This window comes from Streptomyces sp. NPDC001828 (assembly GCF_042892175.1).
GTDB lineage: Bacteria > Actinomycetota > Actinomycetes > Streptomycetales > Streptomycetaceae > Streptomyces.
The window spans coordinates 200,499-215,211 of sequence record NZ_JBIATV010000001.1 but is presented as its reverse complement, the minus strand read 5'-3'; the positions used below and the strand labels follow the sequence as shown (position 1 = coordinate 215,211).

The window sequence follows — 14,713 nt, the reverse complement described above, 5'->3', positions numbered from 1 at the left end:
CACAGCATGATCGGTCGTACGTTACGTCTGCTGGGAGCCGGGCTCGTCCTGGCGCTCGCCACACAGGCCCCGGTGGCCGCGGCGCCGAGTGCGCCCCAGGCCGACACCTGCGCGGTGAAGTCGAGACCCTCGGGCAAGGTGCTCCAGGGGTACTGGGAGAACTGGGACGGTGCGGCCAACGGCGTGCATCCGCCGCTGGGCTGGATCCCGATCACCGACGCGCGCATCGGCGCTCACGGCTACAACGTCATCAACGCGGCGTTCCCGGTGATCCGTTCGGACGGCACCGTGCTGTGGCAGGACGGCATGGACGCGACGGTGAAGGTCCCCACCCCCGCCGAGATGTGCCAGGCGAAGGCGTCGGGCCAGACCATCCTGATGTCGATCGGCGGAGCCGCCGCCGGTATCGACCTCAGCTCCAGCGCGGTGGCCGACCGGTTCGTGGCGTCCATCGTGCCGATCCTCAAGCAGTACAACTTCGACGGCATCGACATCGACATCGAGACCGGCCTGGTGGGCAGCGGGAACATCAACACGCTGTCGGCCTCGCAGGCCAACCTGATCCGCATCATCGACGGCGTCCTCGCCCAGATGCCCGCGGGCTTCGGCCTGACGATGGCCCCGGAGACGGCGTACGTCACCGGGGGCAGCGTGACGTACGGCTCGATCTGGGGCGCGTATCTGCCGATCGTGAAGAAGTACGCGGACAACGGCCGCCTGTGGTGGCTGAACATGCAGTACTACAACGGCAGCATGTACGGGTGCTCCGGCGACTCCTACGAGGCCGGCACGGTCGCCGGGTTCACGGCGCAGACCACCTGCCTCAACAAGGGCCTCGTCGTCCAGGGCACCACCATCAAGGTCCCCTACGACAAGCAGGTTCCGGGTCTGCCCGCCCAGCCGGGCGCGGGCGGCGGCTATATGACGACCAGTCAGGTAGCGCAGGCGTGGAACACCTACGGGGGCGGGCTCAAGGGCCTGATGACCTGGTCCCTCAACTGGGACGGCTCCAAGAACTGGACGTTCGGCAACAACGTCAAGGCGCTCCAAGGGCGTTGACGGCCCGACACGGCCGGCAGCTGAGCCCCGCCCAGCCACACCGGGCGGGGCTCGCGCTCCGTGGCGGCCGACCGCTCAGACCGGACGCGGCCCGTGGGGCAGGAAGCGGCCGACCGCCCTGCGCGCGGCGGGGATCACACCCCTCGGCTCAAGGACGAGCACCGGCGACTCGGCCACGCGCCGCAGTGGACCGGTGGGGCGGTACCAAGTGCACGGCGGGGCAAGGGCGTTCGGGGCCCTGCCCGTATGCGCCTTCAGCGCCACGCTGACCAGCGTGAGCAGCAGATCCACATCCGCGTCGCAGTCGAGCAGTACCGTCACCCACGCCGAGCCGGGCTTCAGACGTATGGCGGTGCTGTGCCGGAGCTCGGGGCGCAGCCGCTCTATCGCCGGGTGCGTGAGGTGCAGGTCCGCCGCGAAACCGGAGTGGAAGTGCACCACTTCGCACTCCGCGGTGAAGAGCGCCCGCCCGACGGCGCACCGGGGCGGGCCACTTACCAGGTTCGGCCATGACTCCAACTGATCCATGGCGCGATGAGCCGCGGTCATGACGCCATCCTCGCGCACACTTCACCGGCAGGACCACCCCCGTCCACCCATGAGATGTGCCGCGTGGCCGATCCGCGCCGGACGGCTCGCGTACGCCACGGGCGCCGTGCCTCACAGACAAGCGGAAGGGCACCTTCCGAGAATCTGCACATCGCGTGCGCGGACCCGTCACGGGGGCCCGGGCCACGCTTCGGCGGCCGCGCGGCCGAAGCTCATTGGTGCGGGAGTGTCCCACTTGGGAGAAGCGATCTCGGAGCATCCGGAATTCATCCCGTGAAGCTCGTGAAGAAAATGACCCGGAATCATGAACAGGTCTGCACGCGACGGCAATTCAAGGCCGATGGAAAGCCCTGTCCATCCCCCGTTCGATTGGCTGTCCATGCCGTCGGCGTGTTTTGATCCTGGCCACTGCGGGAGCCCCGGCAAGGAGTTCCCGATAGGAAATGTCCCCATGAAAGGCATACTCACCATGAACAACGCTCCCCAGGTTGAGACCCTCGAGATCTCCGACGCCGACCTGGACAACGTGTCCGGCGGCCTCGTGGGCACCGCTCTCGGCAACGTGACCGGCACCGCCGACTCCATCCTGCCGGTCTCGGGCATCGTCAACTCGGCCACCGGCCTGGTCGGTTCGGTCACCGGTGTGAACACGGGCGCCGTCACGGGCCTGGCCACCGGTCTCGTCGCCGGTCTCTGAGATCGCGCAAGGGGCCCCGGAACCCCTCGGTTCCGGGGCCCCTTGCGAATGATTCACGCTTTGCGGAAGTTTCGCGGGTAAGGAAAGAGTCGCGTGCAGTTCCGTCAGCAAGCCCTTTCCAAACTGCAGTCACCGGAGGAACTCGACCTGCCGGTGCGTTTCGCGCGCCCGCAGGGGCGGCTCGTTCTCTTTGTCACCGTCGTGGTGATGGCGGCCGCCGCTTTCTGGGCCGTCACGGGCTCTGTTTCCTCCACGATCGACGCACCCGGCATCCTCACGCACGCGCAGGGCAGTTACGTGCTGCAGAGCCCGGTCGCGGGCCAGGTCACCGGAGTGTTCGCCAAGGAGGGCCAGACGCTGCCGGCCGACGCGCCGCTCCTCAAGGTCCGCACCCCTCAGGGTGACCGGACGGTCCGCGTGATCGCGGCGGGCCGCCTCACCAGCCTCGCCGCCACCATCGGCGCCGTCGTCGCCACCGGCTCGAACGTGGCGAGCGTCGAGCGGACGGGCGGCAGTGACGACCCCCTGATGGTCATGCTGTACGTGCCCGGTGACAGCGCGGCGAGCGTTCCCGTCGGCGCCCCGGTCGACCTCACCGTGCAGTCCGTGCCGGCCGAGCGGTACGGGGTGCTGCGCGGCACGGTGGCCGCGGTCGGCCGGGCGGCGCAGACCCCGCAGCAGATCGCCGCGTTCCTGGGCGACGGGCAGCTCGCCGGGCAGTTCGCGCGGGACGGCAGGCCGGTGGCGGTCGCGGTCCGGCTGGACCGGACGCCCGGCACGAAGTCCGGCTACCGCTGGTCGTCGGCCGACGGCCCGCCGTACGCGGTCGACTCCATGACCCCGGCCACCGGCACCGTCCATCTGGCCGACCGGCGCCCCATCGATTGGCTGCTCCCGTGACCGCGTCCCACGCCTCGCCCCCCACCCCGCAGCTGCCGCCCGGCCACGGCCGGCGGCGCCCCGCGAACTCGCCCGGTGGCGGCCGCCGTTCACGGGCCCGGCAGGCGCCGAAGGCCCGGCCCACGAGGGCGGTGCGCAGCCCCACGGTCCTCCAGATGGAGGCCCTGGAGTGCGGGGCCGCGTCCCTCGCCATGGTGCTCGCCCACCACGGCCGCCACGTCCCGCTCGAAGAGCTGCGCATCGCGTGCGGCGTCTCGCGCGACGGGTCGCGGGCCAGCAACGTCCTCAAAGCGGCGCGTAGTTACGGCCTCACGGCCAAGGGCATGCAGATGGAGCCGGCCGCCCTCGCCGACGTCCAGGCGCCCGCCATCCTGTTCTGGGAGTTCAACCACTACGTCGTGTACGACGGCATGGGCCGCCGCCTGGGGCGGCGGGGCGTGCACATCAACGACCCGGACAAGGGCCGCCGGTTCGTCGCGTCGGAGGACTTCGACACCAGCTTCACCGGGGTCGTCCTGGTCCTGGAGCCCGGCCCGGACTTCCGCCCCGGCGGCCGCAGGCCCGGCATCCTCGGCGCGCTGCCCGCCCGGCTGCGCGGCACCACGGGCACGATGCTGGCCTCGCTGCTCGCCAGCCTCCTCCTGGTGGCCGTGGGCGCGACGCTGCCCGCCCTGAGCCGTACGTACATCGACCTGTTCCTGATAGGCCATCAGAGATCGTTGCTGGGAACGCTGTTCTCGGCGATGGGCCTCATGGTCGCGCTCACCGTGGTCCTGACCTGGCTCCAGCAGACGAACCTGCTGCGCGGACGGATCATCTCGTCCACGCTCAGCAGCGCCCGCTTCTTCCGGCATCTGCTGAGGCTGCCGGTCACCTTCTTCGCGCAGCGCAGCCCCGCCGACCTCGTGCAGCGGCTGCAGTCCAACGACGCGGTGGCCGAGACCCTGGCCCGCGACCTGACGGCGGCGGCCGTGGACGGCGTCGTCGTGCTGCTCTACGCGGTCCTGCTGTGGACCTACGATCCCCAGCTCACCGTCATCGGGGTGGGCATCGCGCTGCTCAACGTCGTCGCGATGCGCATCGTCGTACGGCTGCGGGCCACCGGCACGCAGAAGCTGCGGGCCGACAACGCGCGGCTCACCAACACCGCTTACACCGGGCTCCAGTTGATCGAGACGATGAAGGCCACCGGCGGCGAGAACGGGTACTTCCGGCGCTGGGCGGGCCAGCACGCCACCACCCTGGAGGTGCAGCAGCGCCTCGGGGTGCCGAGCGCCTGGCTCGGGGTGGTGGCTCCCGCGCTCGCCACGCTCAACAGTGCGCTGATCCTGTGGATCGGGGGCCTGCGGGCGGTGGAGGGACACCTCTCGATCGGTCTGCTGGTCGCGTTCCAGGCGCTGGTGACGCGCTTCACCGCGCCGGTCACCCGGCTGAACGGGGTGGCCGGGCGGATCCAGGACTTCGCCGCCGACGTCGCCCGGCTCAAGGACGTCGAGAACTTCCCCGTGGACGCGCTGCACAGCCGCCCCGAGCCGCCCGCGAGTACCCGTCGCCTCAAGGGTCATGTGACGCTCGACGACATCACCTTCGGCTACAGCCCGCTCGACAAGCCTCTGCTCAGCGGGTTCTCGCTGACCGTCGGGCCGGGTCAGCAGGTGGCTCTGGTCGGCGGTTCGGGCAGCGGCAAGTCGACGGTGTCCAGGCTGATCTCGGGTCTGTACGCGCCCTGGGAGGGCACCATCCGCATCGACGGGCAGCGCCTGGAGGACATCCCGCGCGGGGCGCTCGCCGCCTCTGTTTCCTTCGTCGACCAGGACGTCTTCCTCTTCGAGGGCACGGTGCGGGACAACATCGCTCTGTGGGACCCCTCGCTCCCGGACGACGCCGTGGTTTCCGCGCTCAAGGACGCGGCCCTGTACGAGGTCGTCGCGCGGCGGCCCGGCGGGATCCACAGCCGGGTCGAGCAGGACGGGCGGAACTTCTCCGGCGGCCAGCGCCAGCGCCTGGAAATCGCGCGGGCGCTGGTGCGGCGCCCCAGCATCCTGGTCCTCGACGAGGTCACCAGCGCCCTGGACGCGGAGACCGAGCACGTCATCATCGACAACCTGCGCCGGCGCGGCTGCGCGTGCGTCGTGATCGCGCACCGGCTGAGCACGGTCCGCGACAGCGACGAGATCGTGGTGCTCGACCACGGCACGGTCGTGGAGCGGGGCCGGCACGAGGAGCTCGTCGCGGCGGCGGGACCGTACGCCCAGCTCGTGAGGGAGCACTGACGTGAGCTCCGTACCTCATCTCGCGCCGACCGGCACCGACGGGCAGGACGCCGTCGTCGGCGCGCTCGGCGGCCTGGGCCGGCCCATCGACTGCGCCGGACTGCGCGCCTTCTCGCTCGAAGGGCCGCAGGTGCTGTGGCTGGTGGTCTCCGGCGCCCTCGACCTGTTCGCGGTGGACGCGGCGGAGCAGGGCCACTGGCACTTCCTCGGCCGGCTCGAACCGGGCACCCTGCTGCTCGGCCCCGTCGAGGGCCCGCAGCACACCCTGGTCGGCCGCCCCCTGCGGGAGTGCGTGCTGCGCCGCATCCCGCTGCGCGAGCTGTACCGGCAGCCGGAATCCGGCGGATACGAAGACGGGTATCCGGGCGGGTACGGCGGCGGGTATCCGAGCCGGTACGACACCGGCGACACGGCCCTCAGCCTCCTGGAGCACGCCTTCTCGCTCGGCGTCGGGCGGGGCCAACGGGTCCTGTTCGAGGCCCCGTTGGACGGCCGTACCGCGCCGGAGGAGTCGGTGGCCGACGACGACATCCTGTGGCTTCCGGTGGCGCCCGGCAGTGTGCGGTACGGGGCGGCCTTCAGTGCGGAGGCGGCCGGCGATCTCCTCGTCGACGGCGCCCTGTGGCAGGGCATGGTCAACCAGCAGTACCGGCTGCTCTCCGCGCTCGACCGCTGGATCGAGCGGGTGGAGCGGGCCCACGAGGACCGCGCGGCGGCCGGGATCAAGGCGGGCGAGGCGGTCCGCGAGGAGGCCGACCGGGCGCTGCTCACCTCCATCGGCCGCCCCCGCAAGGGGACTTCGCGTGCGGTGGCGTCCGACGACACGACGTACGCGGCCTGCCGCCTGGTCGCGGACGCGGCCGGGATCACGCTCGCGGATCCGGCCCTGGGCGGCGCGGTCAGCGACCGGATCGACCCGGTCGAGCGGGTCGCCGTGGCCTCGCGGATCCGGACCCGGCCGGTACGGCTCGACGGCCGCTGGTGGCGCGAGGACTCCGGGCCGCTCGTCGGCCACCGGGCCAGCGGCACCCCGGTCGCCCTGCTGTGGCGGCGCGGCGGGTACGAGGCGGTGCACCCGGTGTCCGGGCGGCGCACCCGCGTGGACGCGGGCAACGCCGAGGAGTTCGAGCGGCGGGCCGTGATGCTCTACCGGCCGCTGCCGGACCGTCCGCTCGGCCGGTGGGGGCTGCTCCGCTTCAGCCTGCGCGGCACGCGCCCCGACGTACGCCGGCTGCTGCTCGCCGGTCTGGTGACGGTGGCGCTCGGCGCTCTCGTGCCGATCGCCACCGGGCAGGTGCTCGGGGTGTACGTGCCACGGGCGCAGAACGGCCTCATCGTGCAGGTCTCGCTGGCCGTCGTCGTCACCGGGGTCGTGTCGGCCGCGTTCACTCTGCTCCAGAACCTCACCGTGCTCCGCATGGAGGGGCGGATCGAGAGCACCCTGCAACCCGCCGTGTGGGACCGGCTGTTGAGGCTGCCGACCAAGTTTTTCGCCGAGCGCTCCACCGGTGAGCTGGCGAGCGCCGCGATGGGCGTGAGCGCGATCCGGCGGGTCCTGTCCGGGATCGGGCCCGTGGCCGTGCAGTCCGGCACGGTCGGGGCGATGAACCTCGCTCTGCTCCTGTGCTTCAGCGTGCCGCTCGCCCTGGTCGCGATCGCCCTCCTGACCGTCATCGCCGCCGTGTTCCTCGCGCTCGGGATGTGGGAGCTGCGCTGGCAGCGCCGTCTGATCGCACTGGGCAACAAGCTCAACAACCAGGCGTTCCAGACCCTGCGCGGGCTGCCCAAGCTGCGGGTCGCCGGGGCGGAGAGCTTCGCGTACGGGGCGTGGGCCGGGGAGTTCGCGCGCAGCCGGGAGCTCCAGCAGCGGGCGGGCCGGATCAAGAACCTGACGACGGTCGTCAACTCCGTCTATCTGCCGCTGTGTTCGCTGCTGCTGTTCGTCCTGCTCGCCGGGCCCGCCCGCGACTCCCTTTCGGCGAGCGCCTTCCTGACCTTCAACACGGCTGTGACGATGCTGCTCACCGCGGTCACCCAGCTGACCGGGGCGTTCATCTCGGCGGCCGCGGTGCTGCCCCTGTTCGAGCAGATCGAGCCGGTACTCGACGAGGCTCCCGAGGTGCGCGGGGCGAGCATCCAGCCGGGTGCGCTCTCCGGGGAGATCGAGGCGCGGGGCCTGTCGTTCCGCTACGGCGACGACGGACCGCTCGTCCTGGACGACGTGTCCCTGAAGGTGGCGCCGGGTGAGTTCGTGGCGATCGTCGGGCCGAGCGGCTGCGGCAAGTCGACCCTGCTGCGGCTGCTCATCGGCTTCGACGACCCGGTCTCGGGCAGCGTCCGCTACGACGGGCAGGACCTGTCGGCACTGGACCGGGCGGCCGTGCGCCGCCAGTGCGGGGTGGTGTTGCAGAACGCCCAGCCGCTCTCCGGGTCGATCCTGGACTGCATCTGCGGGGCGGAGGTGTTCAGCCAGGAGGAGGCGTGGGAGGCCGCCGCGATGGCGGGTCTGGCCGAGGACATCAAGCGGATGCCGATGGGCCTGCACACCATGATCTCCGGGGGCGGAGCCATCTCGGGCGGTCAGCGTCAGCGCCTGATGATCGCCCAGGCGCTGGTCCGGCGCCCGCGCGTGCTCTTCTTCGACGAGGCCACCAGCGCCCTCGACAACGAGACCCAGCGCATCGTGATCGAGAGCACCCGGGGCCTCGCGGCCACCCGGGTCGTGATCGCCCACCGGCTCTCCACCGTCCTGGACGCGGACCGGGTGATCGTCATGTCCGGGGGCCGTGTGGTCCAGGAGGGCCCGCCCGCAGAGCTCCTCGCCGACCCCAACGGGCGCTTGCGCGAACTGGTCCGCCGGCAGCTGCGCTGAACGCTGCGCGCGGCGGCCCACGCGGCCGCCGACCGGGCCGGGCGCCGCTCACCGCCACCCCTTCGCGCTCACCCCGGCTCGGGCGGGGCCGGTTGAACACCGGGCCATCGGCGCACGTACTGGAGCACACCCCCTCCCCCGTCCCGAAGGGCCTTCCGTGAGGCACGTACCGAAGCAGCGGGCGGCCCGCTGGGCCGTCGTGCTCGTGGCCGTGAGTACGGTCGCGGGAACGGGCGCGGCGCTGCCCGCGAAGGGGCCGGCGCCGGCCGTCGCCGCCGTGGACGACTGCGCTCGGGGCGGTGTGGACGTCACCGCGCGCAATGGGGGCGACGCCCCGTTCACGTTCCAACTGGCGGGCGTCGCGGCCTCGGTGGAGCCGGGCGGCTCGCGGACCATCCTGGTGCCGGTCGCCGACCGGCAGAGCTACCGGTTCACCGTGCTCGGCCCCGGCGGCTTCCGCCAGGACGTCGCCGGGGTCCTGGACTGCGCCCCGCCCTCCCCGGCGCCGACGGCCGAGGCGGACCGGGCGGCGGGCGCCGATCGGGCGCCCGTCGTCCGGCCCGCCACCGCCGTGCCCCGCGAGAGCGCCGCGGCAGTGGGCGGTCGCCGTCTCGCGTTCGCCGGGGTCACCGACCTCGAATCGCTTGTGGCGGGGGCGGTCCTGGTCCTGCTCGGCGCGATGCTCTTCGTGGTGCGGCGGCTCGCGCTGTGAGCGGTGCGCGCCGGGCCGGCGGGCCGGTGCGGATCAGAAGTCGGCCTGGGCCTTGACGTCGGCGCGGCCGACGGATTCAAGACCGTACATCGAGCAGTACAGGTTGCGGATGTACTCGATGTCGGGGTTGTGCGTGCGGGCCTCGCGGGCGGGATAGAGCACCGTCAGCTCGTAGGAGATCTCCCGGTTGATGCTGCCGGTCTTGTCCCGCCACTGGCCGCGGCCCTGCTGGATGGTCAGGCCGGAGGGGAAGCGGGGGGTGATCACGTCCGCGACGAACTTCATGAACTGGGCGTCCGTTATGGGTGGTTCGCCGTTGTGGCGGCCTGTCCCGAAGTAGAGGTGTGTCGCCAGATAGGCGCTCCCCGTGGTGGCGGCCTGTGCTGTCTCCGTCTGCGTGACGGTCTTGCCGTAGGCGACCTCGGAGACCTGGCCGCCGGTGGTGAAGAGGAGAGCGACCGCCACGAGAGCGGCGGCCGCGGGCGTGGACACCCTGATGTGCAGCATGTGATCCCTGTCTGTCGGGTTCTGGTGGGGATGGTGCTGGTGCTGGTCCTGCCGGGCCCTAGCGGGTGGGGCTGTCCTGGCCGCCGGGGTGCGGGGGCACGGACTCCAGCAGGAAGGCCGCCGCGTCCCGCAGGTTCACGGGCGCCTGCGCACAGCCGCGCAGGCGAACGGCGGTCCGCGCGAGGGTCTCGGTGGTCCGTACGGAACCGATGTCCCCGGCGCGCGGGGCGAGTTCCGCGATGAGCTCCTCGGCATCGCTCCAGGCGTGGGCGCCGGTCAGCGCCGCGAGTAACTCCGCGGTGAACAGGTGGCGGTAGGAGGGCCCGGGGGCGGTGGCGGCCTCGTGCAGGAGGGGGATCGCCCGGTCCCGGTCGCCGAGGCGGGCCAGGACCCAGCCGTGGTGGCCGACGAGTTCGGCCCGGTCGATCCACCAGGCCCAGGGCGGGTCGTGGCGCGAGGCGCCGTCGAGGAACCGGCTGCGGGCGCGCGCGATGAGGCGCTCGGCCTCCCGGCGTCCGCCGAGCAGGGCGGTCGCGTGCGCCCGGCGGACGAGGACGAGGGTGGCGACCAGCGTCGGCAGGGGGCGCGGTCCCGACACCCGGGCCGCGGCTTCCAGGGCGGCGAGCGGGCGGCCGGCGCGGGTGAGCAGCATGCTGTCGTTGAGCAACACCAGGCGGGCGGTGGCACGGTCGCCGCAGAGCTCCGCGAGGGCCAGGGCCCGGCCGTTCATGCGGTGGGCCGGGCCGTCCAGGCCCGCGTCGAAGAGGATCCAGCCGATCACTTCGCAGAGTTCGGCGAGCGCCGCGAGCACGTCGCCGTCCCGGCCGTGCAGGGCGGCGGGGGCGTACGACAGTTCGGGGACGCGCTTCAGGAGGTCGCGTACGGCGGGGAGTGCCGCCGTCGCCCCGTGCGCCGCGTCCAGGGACACCAGGTGCTCAACTGCCGTCAACGCCAGGGCAGTCAGGGCCCCGGGTGCCAGGGCGTATGGGTGGGGCGGCTCGGTCATGACGGGATTCTGTCGGGCGCGCGCACCGCCCGGCCCTGGGTGAGGGCGGTGAACGAGGACGCCACCTGGGTCAGCCACTCCACCTCGTCGCGGAAGTCGTCGTACGGCGGCCGTGCGGGGATCTCGGTGGCCTCGGCCTCGTCGTCGCGCTCCTCGGCCGGGCGGTTCAGGACGGCCCGCACCTGGAGCGCCTCGCCGAGCGGTGAGGTGGGGTCCTCGGGGAGGCCGAGCGAGCGGGCCACGCGTGAGAAGTCGGCGAGCGAGAGGGAGGTGCGCAGCATCAGCTGGCCGTCTCGTATCTCGATGACCCGCCGGTAGAGGCTGTAGTGCGGATCGCGCGGCGGGATCAAGTCGCGCGCCCAGGAGCGGGGCGGGTCGAGCGCGATGTCCGGCGAGGCCTGGTAGAGCGCCCACCACAGGGGCCGCAGCCGGAGGTAGGAGCGGTAGCTGCGCAGCCAGCCCCCGGCGCGGGTGAGGTGGATGCCCCAGGACGGGATGGTCCAGCCGGTGATCTGGAGCAGGGCGCCGATGGTGCCGCACGACCACTGGATGGGGTCGAGTGCCGAGGCGTCGAAGTGCAGTTGGGTGCCGGCGATCTGGATGCTGCGGGTGACGCAGTAGACCAGGATCAGGCTGGCGCCGACGGTGACCGTGCGCATGCCGACTTTGAGCCACTGCCGGTTGGCCATCTTGGTGAAGCGCAGCGAGAGGCGGACCGTCTCGAACTGCCCCACACCGCAGATGACGAGATAGAACGACATGTACAGCGCGTACCGGGCGTCCTGAATGCTGAGCAGGATCGTGGAGGTGGCCGTCTTGGCGCTGGCGACCGGGCTGACGGCGAGGGAGGCCACGATCAGGACGGCGAGGGCGGCGCCGAAGAACACCACCCGGCGTCGTGCCCGGCTCCGGGCCTCCTCGGGCGGGGACGACCAGTACACGAGGACGACCTGCTGGGCCGCGGTGAGGACGACGACGGCCACCTGGACGATCAGCGAGGTGATGTTGGGCAGCCCGAACAGGTTGGAGATGTGCACCCGCAGGGCGTCCAGGTCGACCAGGAAGCTGATCCCGGAACACAGGAAGTAGACGCACAGCGCCCACAGCGCGACGTCGTGCTTCCTGCGCAGCAGGTCCGGCAGGCGATAGCCGAAGGCCGCCAGGCCGCCGAGCGCGCAGACCCAGGTGAGGACTCCGTTGACCGCGTTCATGACGGGTCCGCGTGGCCGACGCCGTTCTCGATGCGGGCGACGATCTCGGCGGCTTCCTCGGGAACGCCCCAGGCCGGCTCCAGCCAGCGCTTGGTGGCGCGGGCCAGGATCAGCGAGGCCATCGTCTCGGCCTCCTGCTCCTCGTCGTCGCTGTAGCGCGAACGCATCAACATGCTCTGCACCACGGCCGGTTCGACATCCGTGAACAACTGACTCGTATCACTGTGATCGAATTCCACAGAACCCCGGTGCGCGAAGGCGATATGGGAGAGTTCATGGGCGATGATGTGTTCTTTGTGTGACGCGGAGGCGGCCTTCTCGTAAGCGATGATGTCGAAATCGTCGAGTTTCAGCCACAGTCCGAAGAGATGGCGTTCCGGGAAGGGCATCGGAATCAGATGGATCGGCCGCTGGTTCTGCGCACTGAGATAGCCGTGCAGTTCATCAATGCCGCAGCCGTGCTCCATGCCCCAGTCCGCGAGCAGCGCCTCACAAGTTTGACGAACCTTTTTGAGACGGCGCCTGAGCCGACGGTCCTCCGGCGACGGTAACGCAGAGCCAGACACCTTCATCCTTAGCCTTCCACGCCTTCCACGCTGGAGAAGCAGGCCGTTGCAATGCCGATTCGACTGATTCCCGGGATTCAGGCTCCCGGGCCCGGGCGGACAACGCGGCCATGATGCCACACCCTCAACTCACCCACTGTTGAAGTTCCTTTCACCGTACTCAGCCGAGAAAACTCAGCCGCACCTGACGGTTCGGATTGTCCTTGTTCGTGTCCACCAGGCACACGGACTGCCAGGTTCCGAGCGCGAGCCGCCCGTCGACGACGGGCAGCGTGGCGTGCGGCGGCACGAGTGCGGGCAGCACGTGGTCGCGGCCGTGGCCGGGGCTGCCGTGCCGGTGCTGCCACCGGTCGTCGGCGGGGAGCAGGATGTGCAGCGCGGCGAGCAGGTCGTCGTCACTGCCCGCACCGGTCTCCAACACGGCGATCCCGGCGGTGGCGTGTACGTTCGAACCAACATTAGCCCAGGAAGGAGAGCCGCACTTGGCGTTCAGGGTTGTCCTTGTTGGTATCGACCAGGCACACCGATTGCCAAGTACCCAAGGCCAGTTGGCCACCGATGACGGGCAACGTTGCATGGGGCGGGACGATCGCTGGCAAGACGTGATCCCGTCCGTGCCCGGGGCTGCCGTGGCGGTGCTGCCAGCGGTCATCAGCCGGGAGCAAGGTGTGAAGCGCGGCCAGAAGATCGTCATCACTGCCGGCCCCCGTCTCCATGAGGGCTACTCCCGTTGTTGCATGTGGCGCAAAAACGTTCAGCAAGCCGTCACAACCGGTGGCCACCTCCGCCAGGAAAGCTTCACAGTCTGACGTCAGGTCGAAGACGCGCTCTGCGCCTCCCGTGGTGATGTTCAGGGTGCGGGTCTTGAATCCGTGGCTCATGTGTCCATGGTTCCCGACTTGGGCGGCTTCACCAACTACATACACAGATGACCCCGGCGAGTGCTGTAACACTCCCGGGGCCCGACACCAGGAGCTGTAACTCCCAGTGCGCATCAATCGTACGCCTCACTCTGCAAATTTCACGATCGTGCCCAACTCCGCCGCTCGGCATCGCGACCTGTCCTTCACGGCACGTGGCATCTTGGTGCACCTGCTGTCTCTCCCGAGTGGCGCCAGGGAGGACGTCCGGACGCTGGCTGACCGTAACCCGGTCGTAGGCCGGAAGGGCGTCCAGGACGCCGTGGAGGAGTTGATCCGAGAGCGGTACTACTTCCGCCACACCTACCGCGACGATCAAGGACGGGTCCGTACGGAGACGTTCGTGTTCGACACGCCCCAGGCAGAGTTCTCTCCGGTTCCCGTCCCGCCGGGAACCGGTTCGCCGGTGAGCGGCCGTACGGGAACGCTCCCTTCGGGAGTAAAGGATCTTGGGTCAAGGACCCAGGAAATATCCCTCCCCTCCCCCTCCAGCGACTCCGTGGCCGTGGCTCCTGATGAGGACGGGAGGGCAGGAGAGGCAGAGAGGATCCTGGGACGCCTGGAGGCCGTGGACGGCCGCCTCCGGCTTTCCCGTCGCCAGACCCAGTCCGTAACGCCCTTGGTGACCCAGTGGCTTCAGAGGGGCGCGACGGTCGCGGAGATCACGGACGCTGTGACCCAGGGCTTGCCGGAGCGGATCTACTCGGCTGCCAAGTTGGTGACGGATCGGCTCACGCGGAAGTTGCCCGCGCCGCGTCGTTCATGGGAGTCGTACGCGGATTGTGCGGAGTGCCGGAACCCTCTGCCGGTTGGTCAGGCCTCCGGTATCTGCGCTAGGTGCGCCGGGCTGTCTGCGCCGGTTGCGGTGGAGAGTGGCGGGTTGGATTCGGGCGTGGTGGCCACGGCGGCCAGGATCCGTGAAGCGATGCGGGCCCGTCGTGTGGTGGCTGGGGGTGCTCGATGACTGCGGTTCCGCAGTACGCCCGCCCTGCGGCACGTGTGGTGCTGGGTGCGGCGCTGATCATGTCCGCGCCTGGCGAATATGAGCTTGCCCGCTTGGCCGGGTGGGGCCCTTGGGTGGCCGGACTGATGCCTGTCTGTGTGTCTGTCTACGCGGCCGTGGCGGCCACGTTCGTGGACGGGATGCCCAAGGGGTCTCGGGGGCGAGGGTCCGCCGCCGTAGGGGCGCTCTTGGCCCTAGGTCTGGCGCTCTGTGCACAGATGGTGGCTCATCTGATTGCCCAGGACTACATGGGGTCGTCCGCGTTCCTGGTAGCGGCCACGTCCGCCGTTCCGCCGATCGTGGTTGCCCACCTCATCCACCTGACGACCCGAGCGGGCGCCCCGCCGGTTGCAGTTCAGGAGGCCGTGGAGGAGCTGGTGGTGGAGGCAGTGCCGGCGGTTGGGGTCACCGCGGATTCCGTCCAAGGTCAGGAGCCGC

13 protein-coding genes and 1 pseudogene are annotated in these 14,713 nt (G+C 70.8%); 7 read left to right on the top strand and 7 right to left on the bottom strand.

Features of this window, described 5'->3' with window-relative positions; all coding sequences use genetic code 11:
• The first annotated feature begins 6 nt into the window (after positions 1-6).
• The gene (locus tag ACFYZA_RS01040) at positions 7-1,059 is read left to right on the top strand and encodes a chitinase (RefSeq protein WP_382587874.1); all 1,053 of its coding nucleotides are present in this window, start codon (positions 7-9) and stop codon (positions 1,057-1,059) included.
• Between the two features lie 75 nt (positions 1,060-1,134).
• Here the strand turns inward: ACFYZA_RS01040 and ACFYZA_RS01035 are convergent, their stop codons facing one another.
• Positions 1,135-1,608, bottom strand: coding sequence for a luciferase family protein (locus ACFYZA_RS01035; RefSeq protein WP_382587877.1), 474 nt, complete (start codon positions 1,606-1,608; stop codon positions 1,135-1,137).
• Positions 1,609-2,077: 469 nt separating this feature from the next.
• On the opposite strand from ACFYZA_RS01035, the gene ACFYZA_RS01030 reads away from it, so the two are divergent.
• From ACFYZA_RS01030 to ACFYZA_RS01010, 5 genes are all read left to right on the top strand, one after another.
• Positions 2,078-2,305 carry a type A2 lantipeptide gene (locus ACFYZA_RS01030; protein ID WP_382587934.1) on the top strand — a complete coding sequence of 76 codons (228 nt, stop codon included), beginning with the start codon at positions 2,078-2,080 and terminating at the stop codon, positions 2,303-2,305.
• Positions 2,306-2,398: 93 nt separating this feature from the next.
• A complete protein-coding gene (locus ACFYZA_RS01025; RefSeq protein ID WP_388486057.1) occupies positions 2,399-3,205 on the top strand; it encodes an HlyD family efflux transporter periplasmic adaptor subunit in 807 nt (268 codons plus the stop codon).
• Entirely contained in the window at positions 3,202-5,478 is a 2,277-nt protein-coding gene (locus tag ACFYZA_RS01020) for an NHLP family bacteriocin export ABC transporter peptidase/permease/ATPase subunit (protein ID WP_388486055.1), read from the top strand. The genes ACFYZA_RS01025 and ACFYZA_RS01020 overlap by 4 nt, the downstream gene beginning before the upstream one ends.
• A gap of 1 nt (position 5,479) precedes the next feature.
• Positions 5,480-8,350, top strand: a complete 2,871-nt coding sequence (locus ACFYZA_RS01015; protein ID WP_388486053.1) for an NHLP bacteriocin export ABC transporter permease/ATPase subunit — start codon at positions 5,480-5,482, stop codon at positions 8,348-8,350.
• Positions 8,351-8,507: 157 nt separating this feature from the next.
• A complete protein-coding gene (locus ACFYZA_RS01010) occupies positions 8,508-9,062 on the top strand; it encodes a phospholipase domain-containing protein (protein WP_388486051.1) in 555 nt (184 codons plus the stop codon).
• A gap of 33 nt (positions 9,063-9,095) precedes the next feature.
• Here the strand turns inward: ACFYZA_RS01010 and ACFYZA_RS01005 are convergent, their stop codons facing one another.
• From ACFYZA_RS01005 to ACFYZA_RS00980, 6 genes and pseudogenes are all read right to left on the bottom strand, one after another.
• On the bottom strand, positions 9,096-9,569 hold the full coding sequence (locus tag ACFYZA_RS01005) for a DUF3574 domain-containing protein (RefSeq protein WP_382587887.1): 474 nt from the start codon (positions 9,567-9,569) through the stop codon (positions 9,096-9,098).
• 58 nt (positions 9,570-9,627) lie between these two features.
• Positions 9,628-10,575, bottom strand: coding sequence for a DNA-binding protein (locus tag ACFYZA_RS01000; protein ID WP_388486048.1), 948 nt, complete (start codon positions 10,573-10,575; stop codon positions 9,628-9,630).
• Positions 10,572-11,786 (bottom strand): MAB_1171c family putative transporter, encoded by a 1,215-nt coding sequence (locus ACFYZA_RS00995; RefSeq protein WP_382587891.1) that lies wholly within the window; start codon positions 11,784-11,786, stop codon positions 10,572-10,574. Before ACFYZA_RS00995 ends, ACFYZA_RS01000 begins: the two co-directional genes overlap by 4 nt.
• Positions 11,783-12,358 (bottom strand): hypothetical protein, encoded by a 576-nt coding sequence (locus ACFYZA_RS00990; RefSeq protein WP_345259192.1) that lies wholly within the window; start codon positions 12,356-12,358, stop codon positions 11,783-11,785. Before ACFYZA_RS00990 ends, ACFYZA_RS00995 begins: the two co-directional genes overlap by 4 nt.
• Before the next feature lie 154 nt (positions 12,359-12,512).
• Positions 12,513-12,794, bottom strand: a pseudogene (locus ACFYZA_RS00985) (YjbQ family protein); the annotation flags it as partial.
• 16 nt (positions 12,795-12,810) lie between these two features.
• Positions 12,811-13,233 (bottom strand): YjbQ family protein, encoded by a 423-nt coding sequence (locus ACFYZA_RS00980; RefSeq protein WP_376207574.1) that lies wholly within the window; start codon positions 13,231-13,233, stop codon positions 12,811-12,813.
• A 202-nt stretch (positions 13,234-13,435) separates the two neighbouring features.
• Here ACFYZA_RS00980 and ACFYZA_RS00975 point away from each other — a divergent pair, with 202 nt between their 5' ends.
• Positions 13,436-14,236 carry a hypothetical protein gene (locus tag ACFYZA_RS00975; protein WP_388486046.1) on the top strand — a complete coding sequence of 267 codons (801 nt, stop codon included), beginning with the start codon at positions 13,436-13,438 and terminating at the stop codon, positions 14,234-14,236.
• The last annotated feature ends 477 nt before the right edge of the window (positions 14,237-14,713 follow it).

Excerpts from the sequence above, each read along its gene's own strand:
- ACFYZA_RS00995 (WP_382587891.1), bottom strand. The coding sequence starts at position 11,786 with ATGAACGCGGTCAACGGAGTCCTCACCTGGGTCTGCGCGCTCGGCGGC.
- ACFYZA_RS00990 (WP_345259192.1), bottom strand. The coding sequence starts at position 12,358 with ATGAAGGTGTCTGGCTCTGCGTTACCGTCGCCGGAGGACCGTCGGCTC.
- ACFYZA_RS01005 (WP_382587887.1), bottom strand. The coding sequence starts at position 9,569 with ATGCTGCACATCAGGGTGTCCACGCCCGCGGCCGCCGCTCTCGTGGCG.
- ACFYZA_RS01035 (WP_382587877.1), bottom strand. The coding sequence starts at position 1,608 with ATGACCGCGGCTCATCGCGCCATGGATCAGTTGGAGTCATGGCCGAAC.
- ACFYZA_RS01000 (WP_388486048.1), bottom strand. The coding sequence starts at position 10,575 with ATGACCGAGCCGCCCCACCCATACGCCCTGGCACCCGGGGCCCTGACT.
- ACFYZA_RS00980 (WP_376207574.1), bottom strand. The coding sequence starts at position 13,233 with ATGAGCCACGGATTCAAGACCCGCACCCTGAACATCACCACGGGAGGC.
- ACFYZA_RS01040 (WP_382587874.1), top strand. The coding sequence starts at position 7 with ATGATCGGTCGTACGTTACGTCTGCTGGGAGCCGGGCTCGTCCTGGCG.
- ACFYZA_RS01030 (WP_382587934.1), top strand. The coding sequence starts at position 2,078 with ATGAACAACGCTCCCCAGGTTGAGACCCTCGAGATCTCCGACGCCGAC.